At 46.3% G+C, this 20,666-nt stretch carries 14 protein-coding genes and 1 pseudogene; 10 read left to right on the top strand and 5 right to left on the bottom strand.

From position 1 onward, the window contains the following. Positions 1-200: 200 nt before the first annotated feature. Positions 201-3,662, bottom strand: a complete 3,462-nt coding sequence (locus HUX64_RS00525; RefSeq protein WP_174624292.1) for a mechanosensitive ion channel domain-containing protein — start codon at positions 3,660-3,662, stop codon at positions 201-203. Between the two features lie 345 nt (positions 3,663-4,007). On the opposite strand from HUX64_RS00525, the gene HUX64_RS00520 reads away from it, so the two are divergent. Both HUX64_RS00520 and HUX64_RS00510 read left to right on the top strand, forming a co-directional pair. Next, the gene (locus HUX64_RS00520) at positions 4,008-4,256 is read left to right on the top strand and encodes a hypothetical protein (protein ID WP_174624291.1); all 249 of its coding nucleotides are present in this window, start codon (positions 4,008-4,010) and stop codon (positions 4,254-4,256) included. Positions 4,257-5,630: 1,374 nt separating this feature from the next. Then, positions 5,631-7,457: a L,D-transpeptidase family protein gene (locus tag HUX64_RS00510; RefSeq protein WP_174624289.1), complete on the top strand. Its 1,827-nt coding sequence runs from the start codon at positions 5,631-5,633 to the stop codon at positions 7,455-7,457. Positions 7,458-7,548: 91 nt separating this feature from the next. On the opposite strand, the gene mepK is transcribed toward HUX64_RS00510, so the two are convergent. Further along, on the bottom strand, positions 7,549-8,142 hold the full coding sequence (mepK, locus tag HUX64_RS00505) for a peptidoglycan L,D-endopeptidase MepK (protein WP_246246846.1): 594 nt from the start codon (positions 8,140-8,142) through the stop codon (positions 7,549-7,551). A gap of 370 nt (positions 8,143-8,512) precedes the next feature. Here mepK and HUX64_RS00500 point away from each other — a divergent pair, with 370 nt between their 5' ends. The 4 genes from HUX64_RS00500 to HUX64_RS00485 all read left to right on the top strand — a co-directional run bounded on the left by HUX64_RS00500 (position 8,513) and on the right by HUX64_RS00485 (position 13,001). Continuing rightward, complete coding sequence (locus HUX64_RS00500; RefSeq protein WP_174624288.1) at positions 8,513-8,722, top strand: hypothetical protein; 210 nt, start codon at positions 8,513-8,515, stop codon at positions 8,720-8,722. A 50-nt stretch (positions 8,723-8,772) separates the two neighbouring features. Then, on the top strand, positions 8,773-10,065 hold the full coding sequence (locus tag HUX64_RS00495) for a flavohemoglobin expression-modulating QEGLA motif protein (protein ID WP_174624287.1): 1,293 nt from the start codon (positions 8,773-8,775) through the stop codon (positions 10,063-10,065). A gap of 316 nt (positions 10,066-10,381) precedes the next feature. Beyond that, a complete protein-coding gene (locus HUX64_RS00490; RefSeq protein ID WP_174624286.1) occupies positions 10,382-11,860 on the top strand; it encodes an oligosaccharide flippase family protein in 1,479 nt (492 codons plus the stop codon). A gap of 367 nt (positions 11,861-12,227) precedes the next feature. After that, the gene (locus tag HUX64_RS00485) at positions 12,228-13,001 is read left to right on the top strand and encodes a YiaD family glycine zipper/OmpA-like lipoprotein (RefSeq protein WP_174624285.1); all 774 of its coding nucleotides are present in this window, start codon (positions 12,228-12,230) and stop codon (positions 12,999-13,001) included. Positions 13,002-13,152: 151 nt separating this feature from the next. Here the strand turns inward: HUX64_RS00485 and HUX64_RS00480 are convergent, their stop codons facing one another. Then, positions 13,153-13,797 (bottom strand): TMEM165/GDT1 family protein, encoded by a 645-nt coding sequence (locus HUX64_RS00480; RefSeq protein WP_174624284.1) that lies wholly within the window; start codon positions 13,795-13,797, stop codon positions 13,153-13,155. 144 nt (positions 13,798-13,941) lie between these two features. On the opposite strand from HUX64_RS00480, the gene HUX64_RS00475 reads away from it, so the two are divergent. The 4 genes and pseudogenes from HUX64_RS00475 to HUX64_RS00460 all read left to right on the top strand — a co-directional run bounded on the left by HUX64_RS00475 (position 13,942) and on the right by HUX64_RS00460 (position 17,920). Next, positions 13,942-14,262 carry a non-heme iron oxygenase ferredoxin subunit gene (locus HUX64_RS00475; protein ID WP_174624283.1) on the top strand — a complete coding sequence of 107 codons (321 nt, stop codon included), beginning with the start codon at positions 13,942-13,944 and terminating at the stop codon, positions 14,260-14,262. 272 nt (positions 14,263-14,534) lie between these two features. Further along, positions 14,535-15,633, top strand: a protein-coding gene (gene prfB, locus HUX64_RS00470) for a peptide chain release factor 2 (protein ID WP_174624282.1) whose coding sequence is annotated in 2 segments (ribosomal slippage) — positions 14,535-14,609 and positions 14,611-15,633 — 1,098 coding nt in all. Because the reading frame shifts where the segments join, the coding sequence is not laid out codon by codon here. Positions 15,634-15,736: 103 nt separating this feature from the next. Next, positions 15,737-17,233: a lysine--tRNA ligase gene (gene lysS, locus HUX64_RS00465; protein WP_174624281.1), complete on the top strand. Its 1,497-nt coding sequence runs from the start codon at positions 15,737-15,739 to the stop codon at positions 17,231-17,233. A gap of 108 nt (positions 17,234-17,341) precedes the next feature. Beyond that, positions 17,342-17,920: pseudogene (locus HUX64_RS00460) on the top strand (Uma2 family endonuclease). A 19-nt stretch (positions 17,921-17,939) separates the two neighbouring features. On the opposite strand, the gene gloB reads toward HUX64_RS00460, so the two are convergent. After that, a complete protein-coding gene (gene gloB / locus HUX64_RS00455; RefSeq protein ID WP_174624280.1) occupies positions 17,940-18,704 on the bottom strand; it encodes a hydroxyacylglutathione hydrolase in 765 nt (254 codons plus the stop codon). A gap of 98 nt (positions 18,705-18,802) precedes the next feature. Further along, on the bottom strand, positions 18,803-20,665 hold the full coding sequence (gene dxs, locus HUX64_RS00450) for a 1-deoxy-D-xylulose-5-phosphate synthase (protein WP_174624279.1): 1,863 nt from the start codon (positions 20,663-20,665) through the stop codon (positions 18,803-18,805). Position 20,666: the final 1 nt, after the last annotated feature.

Raw genomic sequence — 20,666 nt, 5'->3', positions numbered from 1 at the left:
TTTATTGCTTCAGGGTAGCGGCCGCCATTTCCTGTACAATAATAAACCCTGCTAACGGCACGGGGCGTGTGGGAGGAGCTCGGCATGACGGTCATATTTTGGAATCAGAGGACATGTCAGGAATAATCAGGCAGAAACTATCATGGCCAGCGGCTAGCTTTTACGATCATAATCTTGTGATAAGGTTATTGCTAACCCTATCAAGCCTGCTTTGGATTAGGCGTTCCTACTATCCGCTGAGTTTCCTGTATTGTCCGGCCTGAGTCCTGGACGATCGGGCTGAAGCTGATTTCGCGTTTGACAAAATGAAGAGCTATATTATGTTCCCGCAGCGCTTTTTCGAGCCGGATAAGCACATTCTGTTTGGCTGCCAATCCATTTGCCAGCTCGACAAAAATAAAAATCGAGAAATTGAGCGCACTATCGCCAAAACCGTCGAACCATACGCTGGTCTCAGGTTCCGTCAATACCAGCGGAGTTGATCGTATGGCATTGACTATCACTTTATGCGCGGATTCAATATCTGCGCCATAGGCAATTCCAACAGGTATTACAATGCGGAGGATGGCGCTAGTTAGCGTCCAGTTCACCAGTTTGTCCGTAATTAAAGTCTTATTCGGAACAATCAGATCTTTTTGATCCCAGTCGACAATGGTCGTGGCGCGCATTTGAATACGGCTGACTTTGCCGGTAATATCGCCAATGGTAACCACATCGCCGACCCGGACAGGACGTTCAAAAAGCAGGATTATGCCTGAGACCAGATTGGCAAAAATCTCCTGTAACCCAAAGCCTAAACCGACACTGAGGGCAGCAACCAGCCACTGCACCTTTGCCCAGCTGCCGCCCAGCTCATTAGCTACAGTAATAAAACCGATGGCAATTAAAATATATTTGGCCAGTTGATCGATGGCATAGCGAATGCCCGGTTCTATCGACCAGCGGCGAAATACAAATAATTCCATAATACCGGAGAAATTCCGTACGCTGACAATCGCAATAAAAGCATACAAGCCCGCCAGCAGCAAATTGGTCAGGGTGACCGGTTTGGTGATTTCCTGATTATCAGTGCTAACGACTTCCTCCCAAAGAACAATATTTTCCAGAAATGAGAACGCAGGCAAAATATTTTTCCAGGTTATCCAAAAACCGATAATCACACTGAAGCCAATAAAAACATTCAGCAATTTTATAGTTTGCGCATTAATTTTAGGGATATCGATTTTTTGCTCTTCCACAGGCAGAGCAGGATCTTCCGGTCCTGCTTGCGGTTTTTCCCTGATCGCCATGGCCTTGCGTTTCTGCCGGGCATTTTCCAAAGCTAACTGCCGGTTAACCAGCGTTAGCCAGCGAATCACCATTTCATGAATAAGGACAACTAAAAATATCAAACGCAGGGTAATAATTAATTTTTGCTGTAACTCCAGGGCGCTCATGTAATAACCTGCAATAGCAAATCCGATGATGATTAACGGTATTAAAATTGCGACCGGATACCAGACATAGCGCAAGCGGGTAAACCATGCCAAGGGATGAACTTTAATATACCCTTGCAATAAGCCGCTGCCAGGTTTTAGCAGATAACTTAAAAAGATGGCCAGCGCCATCATAAGAGTAACAAGCGCCAGCCGGCCTAGGTAGTCGCTATGGATAGAGGTTTTTGAGGCGCCGGTGACAGTGATGATAAAGATAGCCGGTACCGCAATAAAACGCAGCCAGGCAATGTGTTTGCGCAATAAACAGGTGGAGCTTTTTTGCCATTGAAAATGCTTACGCGCTATACCGTCGGCAGTGAACAGCCGGTAAAAAAACTGCAGCATAAACAAAGGAGCCGCAGCACCTTGCAAGCCTTGCCCAATCGCTTGGGTGAAATCGGCAACACGGAGATCGCTATTTAAAAACCATCCAAGATAATAGACAAGCAGCGGCAACGGCAATTCCAGAATCAAGGTGTAAGCCAGCGCCCGCAAGGTATAATTAAATCTGTCTGTAAAAATTTTGTCGACTTTATCCGAAATAGCTGCTAATTGTTGTTTTGCCCATTTTCTGCAATAGGGCGCAATAATTAAACTCACGATTGCAATCAGGCTAAGAAACAGATTCTGAAAGGCAATTTTGAGCATGTCCGTTATCAGCGCCATCCAGTTAAGCGGAGACAGCAGCCATTGCAGTGAATGATAAAGGCCCGCTATAAAGTCGGAATTGATGGGCTCACTGCTGGGTACCCATAGCAGACGTTCATCCAGATACACAGCAAATTTTTCTGCCTTGTTAATCATTTGCTGCCGGGCAAAGTCAAAATCGCCTAAAATACGCAGGTACGTCGTATACGTAGCCGATAATTTATTCAATACCTCTTTCTGGGCATTAAGTAAGACGCGCAACTCAGCCTGTATCATCATGCGTTGATCGGCTGGTAAGGTTAGGTCAACCTGTCCTTTCATTATTTTCTGCAAGGCGGCATCAACATCCGCGAGCTGTTTCAGTTTGTCTTCAATCTTGAACTGCTCCAGGCTGGTTAACGCCGTTTCATTCTGAATGGTTTCTGACTGCTGGTCAGATTGATCCTGGGTGGCTAGATTACGGCGCTGTTCGCGCAGAATTTTACCCAGCGCCGGACTTAGACCGGCCAGGCTTATTTTCTTTTCCGCGCTTTTAAAGTCTTCGTCAATTTCGCTAGCCTGGGCTTCTACCCTGGCTTTCTGGTCAATGTATTGTTCAGTCTTGTCGGTGACATTTTGTAAATCCCGGCTATAGTGGATATTTTCCAGGGTAATGGATTGAATCAGCGCATGCTTGCCGGACACTGCTTTTTCCGCCTGACTGAGAGCATCCTGCACTTCTCTCGCTTCCTGCTGCCTGCGCTCGGATAAAAGATTTTCTATAACAGTGATTACGGGACTTAAGGCGTTCTTTTGAATATCCAGCAACTGAAGCTCGGTTTTTAATAACTCGACTCGGGCGGGATTACTGATAGCTTCGACATCCAGCATTTTTAATTCGGCAAGACGGCTTTCAATTGTAGTTTTCAGGTAAATCTGCCTGGCTTCAGTTTCCGGCGCTGAGCCTGGGCTGGTCACTAATGCCCCAAGCTTTTTCTGGGCTGCTTCGAGATCCTGTTTTGCTGTCAGCGTTTCTTGCCGGATAATTTGCGGACGGCTGTTTTGCAATCCCAGATCACTTTCCTTATTTTTTATCTGTTCATCGAGATTACTGACTTTTTCCCTTTCAATAATAAGCCGCTGCTCCAGCTCTTCAACGGGGATGCGGTTAAAATCCTCGAGGTTTTGTTTGGTCAGCTTTAGCTGGCTCTGCTCAATTTCTTTTTGCAGCTTTCTGGTTTTTTCCGGCGCCTGCTGTATGGCTTTCTTAAAGTCAATTGCCTGAGCTTTAAAAGCTTCCATTTTGCCAAGATTATCCAGGGCCGATTGATATAATTTTAGTATTTTGGATTTTGTCGCCTCATCAATTCCCTGTCTGGCATTTATAGCCTCAATGCTGGCTTGCACAGTATCCCTGGTTTCAATCGTTCCGGGGTTTTGTTCCTTCTCCGACGCAGCCGTTGCTGTCCATGATCCGGCTGATCCCAAGACAATAATCAGTAATACCGTCAGGAGAGTATGAGTCCTTGAAAATACAATACCAGGAGCAAGAGTTTTCATTGGATTCAAGTTAAAGCTGAAAAGGGAAAAGTACATAAAGGCTAAGGTTTTACAAAAAAATGAACGCTCAAATTTACCAGGCCGGCAGATTAATCTTAGCAGAAAAGGTAAACAGGGATTTTGATATAGAAAGCTTATGTATAACTTATTTTAATAATTGACCGCGACCCTGGCGAGTTTTGATCAGCCGCAATAAGTAATTTGCCAGGGCCTATAATTAGGCAGTACATCCAGAAGAATCTATTGATAATCAAGTGGTTGTCTGATCCGCAAAGGGCCTCTGTCGTGCTTGAACATGCACTTCTATGGCTTTTTGTATTCAATAAATTCAAAGTAATGAATTTTATGCAATTAATCTATAAATTACTGAGTCTTGAACTGACGGATATAGGAGCGGAATATTTCCCAATCGGAAAAATTGCTGGCTTGGGAACCTGGAATTTGCTGTCCCATACGCTTCCTGTAATTGTCGAGAAATTAAAAAACAATTTTGTAGGGGGGTACAAGCGCAACAAGCTTACTCCGCCGGACGGTGTTGAAACGCTGGCTTCCCCGCCTGAATCTTCTGAACATCCTCTGGAGGAATATAATTAGTCAACGCGTAATCAGCACCGGAAATCTTTCGGCTCATTTTCTAGCTATGAGCATGGGTACAGGGCTGCTACCAGCCCGCTTATTCTGGACTATCAAGACCAGGCCTTGATAGTCAATGACCTGCTTAGCAGCCTTCTAGTGGTTCTGTTCGGGGCGCTGCCACTTTTAAGGCGCATGATGGGCAAGCTTTGCCGGGGCATTGGACGGGTTGTGGCTAATATTCGCTTTTTAGGTTTTCTGGACGCCGAGTGTCGCAGCCAATCTTAACAATACCCTGGCAGGCCCCTGGTGATGAGCTTTGCCATGCTGGTGCAACCAATGTCTGGAGTTGGCGTTGTCGCGCCCTGTCGACCCTGATATTGCGCCGCTGAAACTAACACCTCTTCGCATGGATGAAGCGCATACTGGTCATTTTTTGCACTTATGAGGCTTTATATTTTCCTCTATTTGGCGGCCTATCAATTGGACCCTATCGATAATTTATGAGATCCCCATTATGGGGACGGTACAGCACGGATTATCACTTTAGATATCGCCAAGGTCCAGCCTGTTGCTGGCGCAGGCCTTGGCGGGGGATCTATTTACGGGAAATTTGGCCGGCCTTAACGAAGTATCCGGCGCGCTGGGGCATTATGCTCTGTCTGGTCATTCTGTTTGACATAAGGTTTGTGCCTTTAGACGCTGTCAGTATATTTTTCATTATTATTATTCGGCACCTTCTTGTCGGGACTTGGTGCACGCTCTGTCTGATCGCGGCCGCAGCTATGCTTATCCAGCTTCCTTATTCCATTGATGAATTGATTACTGCCTTTCAGTTTCTGGCCGAATGCCGGCGCAAGGGCATCTTAATTATTCTGGTATTTCTCAAGGTCATTTACTAATAAATGAGGCCGTAAAACCGGGCCCGAGGTATTTTGAACGCTCGCCGCGCCATTATTAAGAGCAGAGTCCAGGGTAGGGCAGAGTCAATCTTCCCGGGTCATTAATTTTGAGCACGGCTACTGGATTTTAATTAATGTGTACCCGATTAATATTTAGTACGCAAGGAGCGCAAGCGAATAGTGATCATCTAATCGGTTCCCTAGCAATTACGGTTGCTATTACGGCTTTGTCTGAATCCGTGCGTCCTGCGCGTTTTCTGGACAAAGTGCTTGCTATCCCCCGGATGGGGGCACCGATATTTGGTTTAATGGGAACCCCCTTTACTAAATATGTTCAGAGTTGTTGAATTAGCTTTTTTCGTGGTCTTCAAGTTTCCAAGCTGATTGAATAAATGCGGCGGCGCTATAGTCTTAAACTAGACCCTTACTATCGCCCAGTAAATTTAAAAATTAAGTATAATAATAACAGGCAATACCCTTTATGAAGCTGATTATGCTTATCATTATAAAAAAATTATCCTTCCAGCCGGCAAACGACTGGAAAATCCTGCTAAAACGATATGCCGGCTGGTCGCTGATGTTTCTGTTTTTAAATCTGTCCATGCAGCCGCTGTTCGGCGAAGGCTCCAGTCTGGAGGTGTCCGGCATAGACCAGGAAATTACTGCCATTATTGCTGCCAGACAGCATCCCTATTTAATGCTATCGAGTTTCCAGAATCGGGCGGAAGATATGGATAATCTTTATAAAATGGCCGATTATCGATTACTTTGGCTGGGTAACGGCCACTCAGAAAAAAATATCGCCGATGTCCTCCATTTATTGGCGAATGCAAGTGTTCATGGTTTGAATCCAGTACATTACGATACTGAAACGCTGCGCCAGAAATTAATCCCGGCCTTAAGCCTTAAGCCGGAGGCTTATAAAGAGCTTGCTTTATATGACACAGCGATCAGCATATCTTTATTGCGATACGCACATGATTTACATTATGGCCGGGTGAATCCTCAAGGAATAAATTTTAAATTAAAATTGCGGGAAAAAAAACTGACGGATCTGGCATCGCTGATTAAAGCCAATCTGGACGCCGGCGCTTTACTTCAGTTACCGGAGTTAGTTGAGCCGAACTTTAAACAATATCGAAAATTAAAAGAAGCCTTGGTTACTTATAAGCAACTGGCAGAAAAATCTCCGCTTTTCGAGATGAAAATTAACAAACCAGTTCGTTCTGGAGACCATCATCCAAAAATTGCGGAACTTCGCCGCTTTTTAGTCGCCGTGGGTGATTTACCCCAAGAAAATGCCGTGGGTGACTTACCCCCAGAATATCCTGAAAGCCCTAGTGACAAATTCCCTGTGTACACAGAGGAAATTGCTGCCGGCGTTAAAAAATTTCAGTATCGGCACGGTTTGACGCCGGATGGAGTGATCGGGAAGGGAACAGCAGAGGCGCTCAGCGTCCCGTTAAAGGAAAGAGTGACGCAAATTGAATTGGCGATGGAACGGCTGCGCTGGCTTCCCGAACTCAGCGTCGGCGCTTCGATTATTGTCAATATTCCAGCTTTTCAATTATGGGCATTTGACGACGCACCGGCGGGGGCAAAGGCAGCTGATATAGTCAACATGAAAGTAGTTGTAGGCAGAGCGCTAAAAAATCAAACTCCGGTGCTGATGGCGGAAATGCGCTTTATTGATTTTATGCCGTACTGGAATATTCCTTACAGCATTACAAAAAAAGAAATATTGCCAAAATTGATTCAAAATAATAATTATCTGGCTACAGAAAATATGGAGCTGGTTTCAAGATTTGGTAATGAGGCGTTGCCCGTTCCTGTTACCGAAACCTCGATTGCTCAGCTCAAACAAGGCCTGTTAAAAGTCCGTCAACGGCCGGGTTTAAAGAATGCACTGGGCAGGGTGAAGTTTATTTTCCCGAACGAGAATGATGTTTATCTGCATGATACGCCTGCCAATTCCTTATTCAGCAAGTCGCGAAGAGATTTCAGTCATGGCTGTGTGCGCGTTGAAGATCCTAAGAAGCTGGCGGATTTCGTTCTTAAAAATCAGGAGGGCTGGACTAGAGAAGCTGTAGAACAAGCTATGAAAACACCTAAAACGCAACGGGTAGTATTGAAAAAGTCGATACCGGTATTATTTTTTTATACCACGTCGTTTTTTGATCAAAATAATAATTTAGTATTTTACCCGGATATTTACGGCCATGACGCTGTGTTGCTCGGGGCTCTTAAGAAACCCGAAGACGTATCCGACCATTCGCTTTTTATCAGCAAAAACAGTTCGCCTGTAGAATTAGGGAAATAATTTATTATCCTGGCCTATCATAAACCCGCTTAAACGGGAATAATCAGAAGTCAACCTAACACTATTTCAAAATCGACACGAGAAGAAATTTTCACCAGGTTCTAAAGCTGCCTGTATCCAGATGAACAAATTCGGATCGCGGATAATAGCCGACCCCGCCCCGCTGCATCGCGAGTGCCGCATTTCTAATCCTTTTAGTATCCACGCCGGCAATCTGTATGTCTATGGCTCTTCCTTGCATATGGAAACTGTTCTTGGCGACACCTCGGCTGTTTCGCCGTAATTTGGCATTGGTAAGAGGAGAGCGATACCCGGAAACAACGTGAAAAGGCTTTCTGACGCCGAGAATGAGCTTCAAATCGTATAATTGATCCAATAATGCCGGGTCAATCGGATGGATATCGCCGGTATGATAGTCGCGGAACAGATAACTGATTTCCTGCAGCGCATCCTTAATATAGCTGCCTGCTTCAAAATAGGTTAATTTTAATTTATCGCCGGTATGCATATTTTCCAGAGCGAGCGTTTTGAAGGACGGAAAATGCAGAATACCCGCATTGGCAATATTTGAGCCCGCAACTGAGAGCAAAGAGCCATAGGCCATATTCTTCAGGAATTTGCGTCTAGAAGTTACAGCAGCGTCTTCGTCGTCCATACTTTGATTTTTGGAGGTGGCTTCATTCATAGTCTATATTTTGGAAAGCTTTATTTTATTCTCATTGCTGAATCTTAAATTAATCTTAAAATTTTTCTGTATTTATAATTTTTTTTATCAATACCCTGTAAATATTTGAATATAATAAAGATGTCGGAAATTGACTTTTAACCGACGGGACCACGAAGAGAAATTTTTTCTTCAATGAGATTCAGCAATTCGGGTGTGCTGAATACCCAGTATAATTAAGCAGTGGTTAACATATAAGATTTTAGGCGGGCGTAATCCTTAGTGAATATATCCGTAATGGTTCTGATTGCGGTATTTATACTGATTGTGCAGTAAGTAAAATCGGTATTTTTATATGTGAGTGGGCTTTATTGGCCTACGTTGGCTAACCTTGGGGCTGAAGCCACTGATAGCTTTGGCGGCGTGCAGCGCTATTGCGGGTAAATTACTGACCCAGGGCGTTTCCAGGAATATTATTATTCAACATACGGAAAAACATGGCAGTACGCTGGGATTTTTTGAATTTGACCTGGATGGAATTTCCTTGGGCTTTGTTAATTTGTTGATATATTGGCTTTGGTTCTGCTATGGGTATGACTAATCCGGGTAATTACTTCTTTTTGAACGCTGCTGGCCCAACTGAGACTCCCCATGCCTAAAAAAAACCTCAAACCCTCCGCTTATCTGGTTGAAGTCAAAACGCTCTCTGATCGAATTGTCAAGGCCCAGCAACCCATCCGTATTCTCGATGCTATCAAATGGGACGACCATATCAAGCAGGCTTTTTTTAAAGGTAACTGCAAAAATCTGCCGTTAGTGACGCCTGAGTATTATTTAAATCGTCCGCTGGGGTTTGATCCCAAGGAAAAAAAACACGAGTTTTACCAGATTGAACGGGCTTTAGTGCGCAAGCTTGGCCAACTCAATCCGCTGAGTGTTATCATGCGCCGGATTTGCCGCGAATACCAGGATGTAGTTAATATGCTTGAAGCCAGGGGAACTCCTGCATTTTCCAATATTTCCCAGGAATTATACGGCTCGGCCCAGGATGTTTTTCATGTCGGCGACCCGACTATTGCCGATTTAGGCACTATGATGGAAGAAACCCTGTCTCAACTGCTGAAACTGGACTTCCTGCTGGAAGATCCGAAAACAATTCAGGCCAAAGATGCGGTGGCCATTCTCAATGAAAAAATAGAAGGCCTCTTTCCGGGTGATGGCCTGCGGGCAATGATCAGTGATGGTATCCTCGCCGATTCTGCAGCCGGTACCGATTACATCAAGCTGCGCGCGGACGCATTATTTAATATGCGCGATCTGCGCGTTCTAGAAGTACATGAAATTTGGGTGCATCTGGGCACTACGCTGAATGGCCTGGCCCAGCCCTACTGCACATTTCTTGGTAAAGGGCCGCCGTCGGCCACTATTACCCAGGAAGGGCTGGCGGTATTAATGGAAATATTGACATTGAGCTCCACGCCACACCGGCTGATGCGCCTGATTAACCGCGTGCGCGCTATCACGCTTACTGAACAAGGCGCAGATTTTATGGATATATTTACTTTTTTCAGGGACAAAGGACTGGATGAGGAAGAAAGCTATACGCTCAGCAGCCGGGTATTCAGAGGCAGTAGTCCGGATGGCATGCCTTTTACCAAAGACCTTACTTATATCAAAGGCTTTGTGCTGACCTATAATTTTATGCGTCTGGCGGTCAGCAAAGGCAAACCGGATCGCATTCCCCTGCTGTTCTGCGGTAAGACCATGCTTGAAGATATGAAAGTACTGGTCGATCTGGTTGAAGAAGGCACCGTCATTGCGCCGCGCTTTTTGCCGCCGCAGTTCACCGATCTGATGGGGCTTTCCGCCTGGCTAAGTTTCAGCCGCTTCATGTCGTCAATGAATTTCCGGCAACTGGAACAGGACTATGCAAATGTTCTGTAATAAGTCTAAAGAAAAGAAATACCACTACGAGGGATGATAGGGAAATTACTGTTGAGCCTGTTTTTAAACAGCAAGCAGGTTCAATGCTTGGCCATTTTTTTGCATGAAAAACATAGCCGGCTATTCAACTCAAAAGCGCACTTTAATTAATACAGCTTCCGGGCTGTGGAATACTGGAAGATATGCTCCATAAGCTTCTGTTTTAACTATAAAGTTAATCGGGTCCGCTGAGCATAAACAGCCTCGGCTAAGCTGATTCATGTATAATTTTGCGCTTCACCTGCGATTACCCTGTTACTTAAAGACTCCGTTACCTATGGGTATTATAAAAAAACTCGCGTCTCAAACTGCAATCTACGGCATTAGCAGTATTTTTGGCCGCTTCCTCAATTACCTGTTGGTACCGTTGTATACCTATCACTTTTCAGCGGCGCAATACGGCGTGGTATCGGAATTTTATGCCTATGCCGGCTTTTTTTCCGTACTGCTTTTGTTCGGTTTTGAAACCGGCTATTTTCGTTTTCGTGACAAGCAGTCAACAGGCAGGGATGTAGCCTATTCAACAGCCTTATTATTTGTCGTGCTGGTCAATCTCGGATTTCTTCTGCTTATAGCAGTCATTAATCCTGAGCTTTCAGCTTTACTGCGTTATCCCGATCATCCCGAATACATATTGTGGTTTGCCATTATTCTGGTTCTGGATGCGATTTCCGCCATCCCTTTTGCGCGTCTGCGGGCGGAAAACAAGGCCTTGCGTTTTGCCGGTATAAAAATTACGGAAATAATGATAACCGTCCTGCTAAGCCTGTTTTTCATCATTTACTGGCCCAGAATTTACGCGGAAAATCCTTATGCCTGGCTAGCAAGAAATTATAATCCGGCCATAGGTGTCGGCTACATATTCATTGCCAACCTGATAGCCAGCATCTTCAAGTTTTTATTGCTGACGCCGCAATTAATCGGGCTTGCCTGGGGCTTTAATAAAGCCTTGTTCGGGCGCATGATTCGCTATTCGCTGCCTATGGTGGTTATCGGTTTCGCCGGGATTATCAATGAAATGCTCGATCGCGTGCTGCTAAAATACCTGTTGCCTTATGACTTTCAGACCAACATGAAAATGCTGGGTATTTACAGCGCCTGTTATAAGCTGTCCATACTGATGTCGCTATTCATCCAGGCTTTTCGCTATGCGGCCGAGCCATTTTTCTTTGCCTATGCCGATCAAAAAGACGCCCGCAGGATTTACGCTGACGTGCTTAGGTTTTTTGTCATATTTTGCGTATTCATATTTCTGCTGGTGACATTATTTATTGATTTCTTTAAATTTTTCGTCGGCGATGAATTTAGAGCAGGACTTGAAGTAGTGCCGGTTTTATTGCTTGCGAATCTGTGCCTCGGTATTTATGTGAACCTGTCTATCTGGTATAAACTCACTGACCATACACTGATAGGCGCTATCGTATCGTTAGCAGGAGCAGTGCTGACAGTCGTGCTTAACGTCTGGTGGATTCCTGTTTACGGATATGCAGGTTCGGCCTGGGCGACACTGGCCTGTTATGCAAGTATGGCTATAATGTCGTATTTACTGGGGCGAAAATATTACCCGGTCGATTATGATGTTAAACGTATTATCGGCTATATCGGCTTGGGCATGGCTTTGTATTTCATGCAGGAAGGACTGCGAATTTATACCGGCCGCAAGCCATGGCTATCCGCCAGTGAACTGCTACTGGTTTATATTCTGGTTATCGCCCTGTTTGAATATCGCAAAAAAACCTTTCAGGCCAGGCATTAAAGCCAGCTTGCGTACATGAGCCGGTTTTATTTACGGTTATATTACTTATGAGGCGGATGCCGTGAACAGGGCATGCATTAACCGTTACTTTTATGTGAGGTATGCCAAATAATCCGAAAGCTCGAGCACGGCTTATCGACGAGGTTATTTTCCTATTGCCAAGTGATTGGATAATGTATTCAAAAGCAGTGGGACTCCCCGATTTATTAGCGTGAAATTCAGGCTGTGACAGGTTCTGTTTGAAGGTTTCCTTGCCGCAGAGTTCTCAGCTATTGGTCTTAACATGATGGTAGCTTTATTCAGCGTTTGTTAAGTTTCTATGGGTATATTTTATCGACAAATTTGTATAACTAAAGGCAGTGAATTTATGAAAAAGAAATTATTAATTACAGGCATAAGCTCGATGCTTTTGGCGGCCTGTGTTACTGATCCTTATACAGGCCAATCCACTATCAGCAATACCGCCAAAGGCGGCGGCATAGGAGCTGCGGTGGGTGCGGGCGCGGGCACGTTATTCGGCGGCAACGATCTTAAGAATGCCGGTTTTGGAGCCTTAGCAGGCGGTGCTGTGGGCGCGGCTGTTGGCGCTTATATGGATCATCAGCAAAAAGAATTGCAGCAATCATTGCAGGGCACCGGTATTGAAGTGCAGCGTACGGCTGAAAATACGCTTAATTTGACTATGCCCAGCAATATTACTTTCGGATTTGATTCTGCAAATTTGACTCCGCAGGCTCAAAGTGCTCTGGACTCGGTAGCTAATGTATTAAACCAGTATCCGGATTCAAAAATTACGATAACAGGGCATACTGATGACATAGGCGCCGATAATTATAACCAGAGGTTGTCTGAACAACGCGCTGCCAGTGTTTCAAATTATTTATCCCAGCATAATGTGCATTATTCCCGGCTTACTCAACAGGGAATGGGCGAGAGAATGCCGAAAGTCTCTAATACCAGTGAGGCTAACAGGGCGCAGAATCGTCGTGTGGAATTAGCAATTGTCGCCAATCAGAATGCGGGCTCCCAGCAAGGTAGCCAGCAACAGCAACAGGGCTATCCCCAACAGCAGGGATATCCTCAACAACAAGGCTATCCGCAGCAGCAAGGCTATCCGCAGCAGCAGGGTTATCCTCAGTAAATTCAACCATGTCGGTATTTAATTGGTTCTGTATCAAATAGATGAATATCTGATTACCGGCCACCCGTAGGCGTTCATGGATTAAGGGGTATTATGGGCCCGCTAAGCTATGAACGCTTTTGTAATGTCAAAGACGGGCACTGATTGGCTATCAGGCGGGATAACTGATATAACTGCGATAGGCCGCAAAAACAGATAGAATCAGAAAAATGGTTCCGCTGATCTTGTGTAGCAAAATTAAAGAAATTCGCTTTATAAAAGCGCGGCCGGTTATAATTCCCAAAGCTGATGTTAACGTCAGGGCGGCTGTAGAACCCAGCCATACTGCAAGCGGCACGGTAGTACTGGTTAAGGCAACGACGGCAAGCTGGGTTTTATCGCCGAATTCAGCCATTGCAATCAATAAAAAAGTGGCAAAGAAAATACTGTGGCCGCTTTTCTCCTTGATTACTTCATTTCCATTACTTCCGAGAAGGCGCAAGGAATGAATGCCGAAAATGGCAAACAACACAGACACCGTTGCTGCTACTATATAATGCGGAAGCCAGCTGGCGATGGCGATGCCAAAAACCACGGCCAGGGTATTTAAAAAGGCAAAGGCGGCTATAGCGCCAAGCATGACCGGCAAGGCTCTATAGCGGGATGCCAGGGTCATGCAGACCAGTTGGCTTTTATCACCAATTTCAGCTGCGGCAATCAGGGCAAAGCTGGTTGCCGTTGTTGTCGAGATTTCGCGAATATTTCCTGTAGTCAATAATGATAAAAAGTTTTGTAGATAGAAGTGAAGATTGTCCATTTTGATCTCTGGAGAGGTTTTTATTATTGAAGAAAGTGACGAATTCCTATTAGCTTGCAATGCTATCCAAAGGCGGCGTAACGCTATACTATAGTCAAACACTATTAAAGTTTAAACAGGTCTGATAAGTCAAAAGGTCTTGAAATGTCCGAATGGATAAATGTAGCAGGTGAAAACGCCTTAGCCGATGGTGAAAATATGGTCGTTGACGTGGATGGGACAGAAATTGCCGTCTTTAAAATTGAAGGCAATTTTTACGCTATTGAAGATGTCTGTACTCATGATGGAGCGGAAATCGCCAGCGGGGTACTGGAAGGCGACGAAATTATCTGTCCTCGTCATGGCGCGCGTTTTTGTGTAAGGACCGGCGAAGTCAAATCCCCGCCTGCCTATGAAAACATTCATTCTTTTCCAGTGCGAATTGAGAAGGGAAAAGTACAGGTCCGGGACGACCGCTGGGATTAACTTTTCCTGGCGCACTTGGCAGCAATTTGGCGGAATAATAAATAGTCGTTACCGGGGTTTAATTCGAGCTTGTCATTTATAACCTACATAATAATGTTTAGAAAAATAAGCAGCAGATGTTTCTGGTCATGCCTGCGTTAAGGGTACTTTACTTATCAGGCTTGTAACAGGTTCTGCATGCGAGCCGCCAGATTATAGTTTACAATTTGTGTTTTTTTAGGTTTCATAGTCCCGAGCTCAACAAGCTGGGGTATTATCATCAGTTAAATCCTATGCAAGAAATAAATCCGATTAAAAATAAAATAGCCGACCTGAAAAGCCGTGGTAATGCCCTAAGGGGGTATCTTTGACTTTGATGTCAAGAGTGAGCGGCTGGTTGAAGTATTAAGAGAGCTGGCTTACCCGAAAATCTGGAATTACCCGGAAGAGGCGCAGGCTTTAGGCAAGGAACGAGGACAACTGGAAGTTATCGTTAATACGATTAATGAATTGGAACGCGGTCTGGAGGATGCCGAAGAACTGCTGATGATGGCGGTTGATGAAGGAGATGAACAAACCGTTAATACTGTCGTAGCCGATTTGGCTCATCTTGAAACCAAAGTGGCGGCTCTTGAGTTCCGGCGCATGTTCTCGGGCGAAATGGATGCCAATAATGCGTTTCTTGACATACAGTCCGGTTCCGGCGGTACTGAAGCGCAGGACTGGGCAGCCATGATTGAACGCATGTTTTTACGCTGGGGCGAGCGTAAAGGGTTTAAAACCGAGTTGATTGAAGAATCGCAGGGCGATGTCGCCGGCATCAAAAGCGCCACGATTAAATTCGAAGGCGATTATGCCTTTGGCTGGCTGCGCACTGAAACGGGCGTGCACCGGCTGGTGCGAAAATCGCCTTTTGATTCAGGCAACCGCCGCCATACATCCTTTGCCTCAGTGTTTGTTTCGCCGGAAATTAATGACGATATTGATATAGACATTAACCCGGCCGATGTCCGTGTCGATGTCTATCGCGCCAGCGGTGCCGGCGGCCAGCATATCAACAAGACTGAATCGGCTGTGCGCATGACGCATACTCCCACCGGTATTGTCGTGCAATGTCAAAGCGACCGCTCACAGCATAAAAACCGCGATACCGCGATGAAGCAATTGAAAGCCAAATTGTATGAACTGGAAATGCGCAAGCGCAGCGAGACGCAACAGGCTCTCGAAGATTCCAAATCCGATATAGGCTGGGGCAGCCAGATACGTTCCTATGTGCTGGATCAGTCACGCATCAAGGACTTGCGCACCGGTGTGGAAACCGGCAATACGCAGGCCGTTCTGGACGGCGACCTGGATCAGTTTATCGAGGCGAGCTTGAAGAGCGGGCTGTAAAAAATCAATGCCGCGAAAGTCATGAAGAGTACGAGATCTATTTTTTCTCTCTTTCGGGACCTTCGTATTCTCTGTGGTAAAAATAAAGAGCCAGTTATTACAAATGTCAGAAATTGAGCACGACGAGCAGGAACAAATCAAACAGCGCCGCAGCAAATTAAAGGATTTGCGGGCGAACGGTATTGCTTTTCCCACCGATTTTCGCCGCAATGTGGTTGCAGGCGAACTGCTGGCTGAATACGGGGAAAAATCCAAGGAAGAGCTGGAAACCGAACTGGTACGCGTAAAACTGGCCGGCCGGCTAATGACCCGTCGAGTTATGGGTAAAGCGAGTTTCGCGCATATTCAGGATATGTCCGGCCAGATACAGCTTTATGTGACTCGTGATGCACTGGCTGAAGGTTTTTACAACGATCACTTCAAGAAATGGGATATTGGCGATATTGTCGGCGTCGAAGGCGTATTGTTTAAAACACAGACCGGCGAACTCAGCGTCAAGGTCGATGATATTCGACTGCTAACCAAGGCTTTGCGGCCTTTGCCGGAAAAATTCCACGGTGTTGCAGATCAGGAAATCAAATACAGGCAGCGCTATCTGGACTTGATTATGAGTGAGCAGTCGCGCAAAACTTTTTTAATGCGCTCCAGGGTTATAGCTTTTATCCGTCAGTTCCTGATCGATCGCCAATTTCTGGAAGTTGAAACGCCGATGATGCAGGCGATTCCGGGCGGCGCAACCGCACGGCCTTTCACCACGCATCATAATGCGCTGGATATGGGCTTATATCTGCGTATTGCCCCGGAACTGTATTTAAAAAGATTGGTGGTCGGCGGCTTTGAGAAAGTTTTCGAAATCAACCGCAATTTTCGTAATGAAGGGCTTTCAAGCCGGCATAACCCTGAATTTACCATGCTGGAGTTTTACCAGGCTTATGCTGAGTATCAGGATTTGATGGATTTGACCGAAGCCATGCTGCGCGGTTTGGCGGAAGAAGTGCTGGGCCGGACGGTTATCACCTATCAGGGCGAGCAATACGAATTCGGCAAGCCCTTCGATCGATTGACGGTATTTGATTCGATTTTGCACTTTAATCCCGCATTACAAGCCGGCGATATTGATAACCGCGAGGCGGCCGTCAAGGTAGCTGAAAAGCTCGGTTTATCCCTAAAGGAAAACTATGGCCTGGGTAAAATACAGATCGAGATTTTTGAAAAGACCGTTGAGCATCGCTTGATGAATCCCACCTTCATTACCGCTTATCCTGTTGAAGTCTCGCCCTTGGCAAGGCGTAATGACGATAATCCGCAGGTGACTGACCGGTTTGAATTCTTTGTCGGCGGCCGTGAAATTGCCAATGGCTTTACCGAACTGAATGATGCCGAAGATCAGGCGAATCGCTTCCGGAAACAGGTGGAGGAAAAAGAAGCCGGCGATGATGAAGCCATGCACTTTGATGCGGATTATATCGTCGCTCTGGAACACGGGATGCCGCCGACAGCAGGCGAGGGCATAGGCATCGACCGTTTGGTCATGCTGTTTACCGACGCGCCTTCCATTCGCGATGTATTATTGTTTCCGCATATGCGGCCGAAAGGCTGATGTTTTTTAGTATTTGAACGCGGCGGTGAGAAGGGGGAGTTTTTTCTTATTTCCTGCTTCAGACCGAATACAGATCGGATAATTAAACTAGGCTTAGAGGATTAAAACATGACTCAACCAGCTTTCCGTTTAGCAACCTATGAAGATCTGTTCGACTTGCCCGATAATCTGATCGGCGAAATTCTGCACGGTCAATTGATAACTCAACCGCGTCCTGCGCCCAGGCATGCCCTTGCAGCCTCTGTTATAGGGGATGAATTTGTCAGCCCATATCAACGGGGAAAAGGCGGTCCGGGCGGCTAGTGGATATTGTTTGAGCCTGAATTACACCTGGATAAACATATTCTTGTGCCGGATTTGGCGGGCTGGCGGCGCGAAAGCCTGCCGCAATTTCCCGAAGGAGCCTATATCAGCATAGCGCCGGACTGGGCATGCGAAATATTATCGCCCGCTACAGCGCGCATCGACCGCGCCGTGAAAATGCCTATTTATGCTGAACAGGGCGTCAGCTGGTTATGGCTGGTTGACCCGGATTGCTGGACTTTGGAAGTTTACAGTCTGCATGAAGGGCATTGGCTGCTGGAACACACCTGGCAGGAAAATGAGCGGGTGCAGGCGCCGCCATTTATTGAAACAAGCCTGGTTTTAAGTGATCTCTGGGTGCCGAAATCTTCCGGCGCCGAATAAAGCCATAATTTTATTTTAATCAAAACGAATCCTTGCGTTTTCTCAGCTCGGCAAAGACCTGAACATGCGGCTGACTTTGCATGTTCAGGTTTTTTTGAATCGTTAAACTGTCAGCCCTGAAGAACGGATTGGTTGCCCTTTCCTGTTCAATAGTTGAAGGGACGGTTGGTTTATTTTCCGCTCTGAGTTGCCGCACATCAATCATCCTCTTTTGCAATGCAAGGTTATAGGGTTCCACGCTTAGCGCAAAGCGCCCATTGGCCAGAGTGTATTCATGAGTGCAATATAGCCGGGTTGATGGAGGCAACGCTTTCAATTTCTGCAGCGAATTCCACATTTGTCCGGCGGTGCCTTCAAACAGTCGGCCGCATCCCATTACAAATAAAGTATCGCCGCAAAACAGGCTATTGTCTTCAGCGAAATAGTAAACAATATGCCCGCTGGTATGGCCGGGCGTTGAAATGATTTGAGCCGATTGCTTGCCGATTACCATAACATCATCTTCCTTAAGGCCAATATCAATGCCTGGAATCCTGTCCCGGTCTGATTCGGCCGCGATAATTTTACAGCCGGTTTTCTGTTTCAGCTCCAGATTGCCGCCCACATGATCCCAATGGTGATGCGTATTGAGAATATAGGTCAGCTTCCAGTTTTTCTTATCCAGAATATCAAGAACCGGCTGGGCCAGGGCCGGATCGACAACAGCCGTCTCATTTGATACCGGTTCATTAAGCAGGTAAATGTAGTTATCGGTTAAGACCGGAAGAGGTATTATTTCCAACATAACTGGTTAACACAAGGATATTGCCGGAATTGTATTTCTATCACAAAGTATACGAAGAATAAAATATCCGTCGCAAACTTTATAGTGGAGTGGAACCTTCAGGCACAAAATGTTTCAATCTGGGCAATTATGCCCGGGGCATCAAGCCTGCAGATAGCCAGCAGTTCTTCCCGGGTTCCCTGGTCAATAAAGCTGTCCGGCAGGCCGATATTTAATACCGGCATCAGAATATGCTGCGCTTGCAGGAACTCACTCACGGCGCTGCCCGCGCCGCCGGAAATGACATTTTCTTCCACAGTGATGAATATTTCATGGCTTTTGGCCAATTCCAGAATAAGCGCTTCATCTATGGGCTTGACAAAACGCATATTCACCACGGTCGCGCCCAAATGCTTGCCCGCAGCTACAGCCGGAGTCACCATGCTGCCCCAGGCCAAGATGGCAATGCGGCTGCCCTGATAACGCAGTTCCGCCTGGCCTACCGGCAGCTCGGTCAGGGAATTTTCAACAGTAACTCCAGGTCCTTTACCGCGCGGATAACGCACTGATGCCGGACCTTGATGCCTGAAACCGGTAGTGAGCATCTGCCGGCATTCATTTTCGTCAGCCGGCGCCATAACCAGCATATTGGGAATACAGCGCATATAGGTATAATCAAAACTGCCGGCGTGGGTAGGTCCATCCGGGCCGACTACACCGGCTCGATCCAGCGCAAACAGAACATCCAGATTTTGCAGCGCGACATCATGAATCAGCTGGTCGTAAGCCCGCTGCAAAAATGTGGAATATATGGCAATTACCGGTTTGGCGCCCTGACAGGACTGGCCTGCTGCCAGTGTTACGGCATGTTGCTCGGCAATGGCCACATCAAAATAGCGTTTTGGAAATTGCTCGGAAAATTTCACCAGACCGGAGCCCTCGCGCATCGCCGGGGTAATCGCCAATAAACGCTTGTCCTGTCTGGCCATATCACACAGCCAGTTGCCAAATACTTCCGTATAGGTTGGATGCGGGGATGGCGCTGATTTGGGCAAACAATCCTTGGTTGGATCAAAAGCCGGCACGCCGTGATAGGCCAAAGGATCTTTTTCAGCCGGAGGGTAACCTTTACCTTTGCGGGTGACGATATGTAAAAAGCGCGGGCCGGAAATACCCTTAAGATTTTCCAGCGTAGACACCAGCATATCCAGATCATGGCCGTCAATCGGGCCGATATAATTAAAGCCCAGTTCCTCGAATAAAGTACCCGGCACAATCATGCCTTTCATATGTTCTTCCGTGCGTCGGGCGAGCTCCCAGACACTGGGCATTCTGCTCAATACTTTCTTGCTTTCCTCGCGTACTGATGAATACAGTTTGCTGGATAAAATCTTGGTCAGATAATTATTCATTGCTCCGACGTTAGGTGAAATCGACATATCATTATCGTTCAGAATGACCAGCAAATTGGCATCGATGCAGCCAGCATGATTCATTGCCTCATACGCCATCCCGCCGGTAATGCTGCCATCGCCGATAATAGCCACCATTTGCTTGTCTTCACCCTTCAGTTCCGAGGCAATCGCCATCCCTAACGCTGCGCTGATCGACGTACTGGAATGACCGACGCCAAAGGCATCGTATTCACTCTCTGCCCGGCTCGGAAAAGCGGATAGGCCGCCCCGGGTACGAATCGTCGTCATCCGGTCTTTGCGCCCGGTCAGGATCTTGTGCGGATATGCCTGATGACCGACATCCCAGACCAACTGATCAGACGGCGTATCGAAGACATAATGCAAGGCTATAGTCAGTTCAACGGTACCCAGCCCGGCGGAAAAATGGCCGCCCGAAATGCTTACCGACTGCGTTAAAAACTCACGCAGTTCCTTGGCTAATGGTTTTAGCATGTCTTTTGGCAGTTTGCGAAGATCGGCAGGGATATGAATGTTTTTAAGCAAGGGATATTTGTTTGATGTGTTCATA

The sequence above is a fragment of the Candidatus Methylobacter favarea genome (assembly GCF_902806695.1).
Classification (GTDB): domain Bacteria; phylum Pseudomonadota; class Gammaproteobacteria; order Methylococcales; family Methylomonadaceae; genus Methylobacter_B; species Methylobacter_B favarea.
The sequence above is the reverse complement of the archived record's forward strand: the minus strand, read 5'-3'. Positions and strand labels throughout refer to the sequence as shown.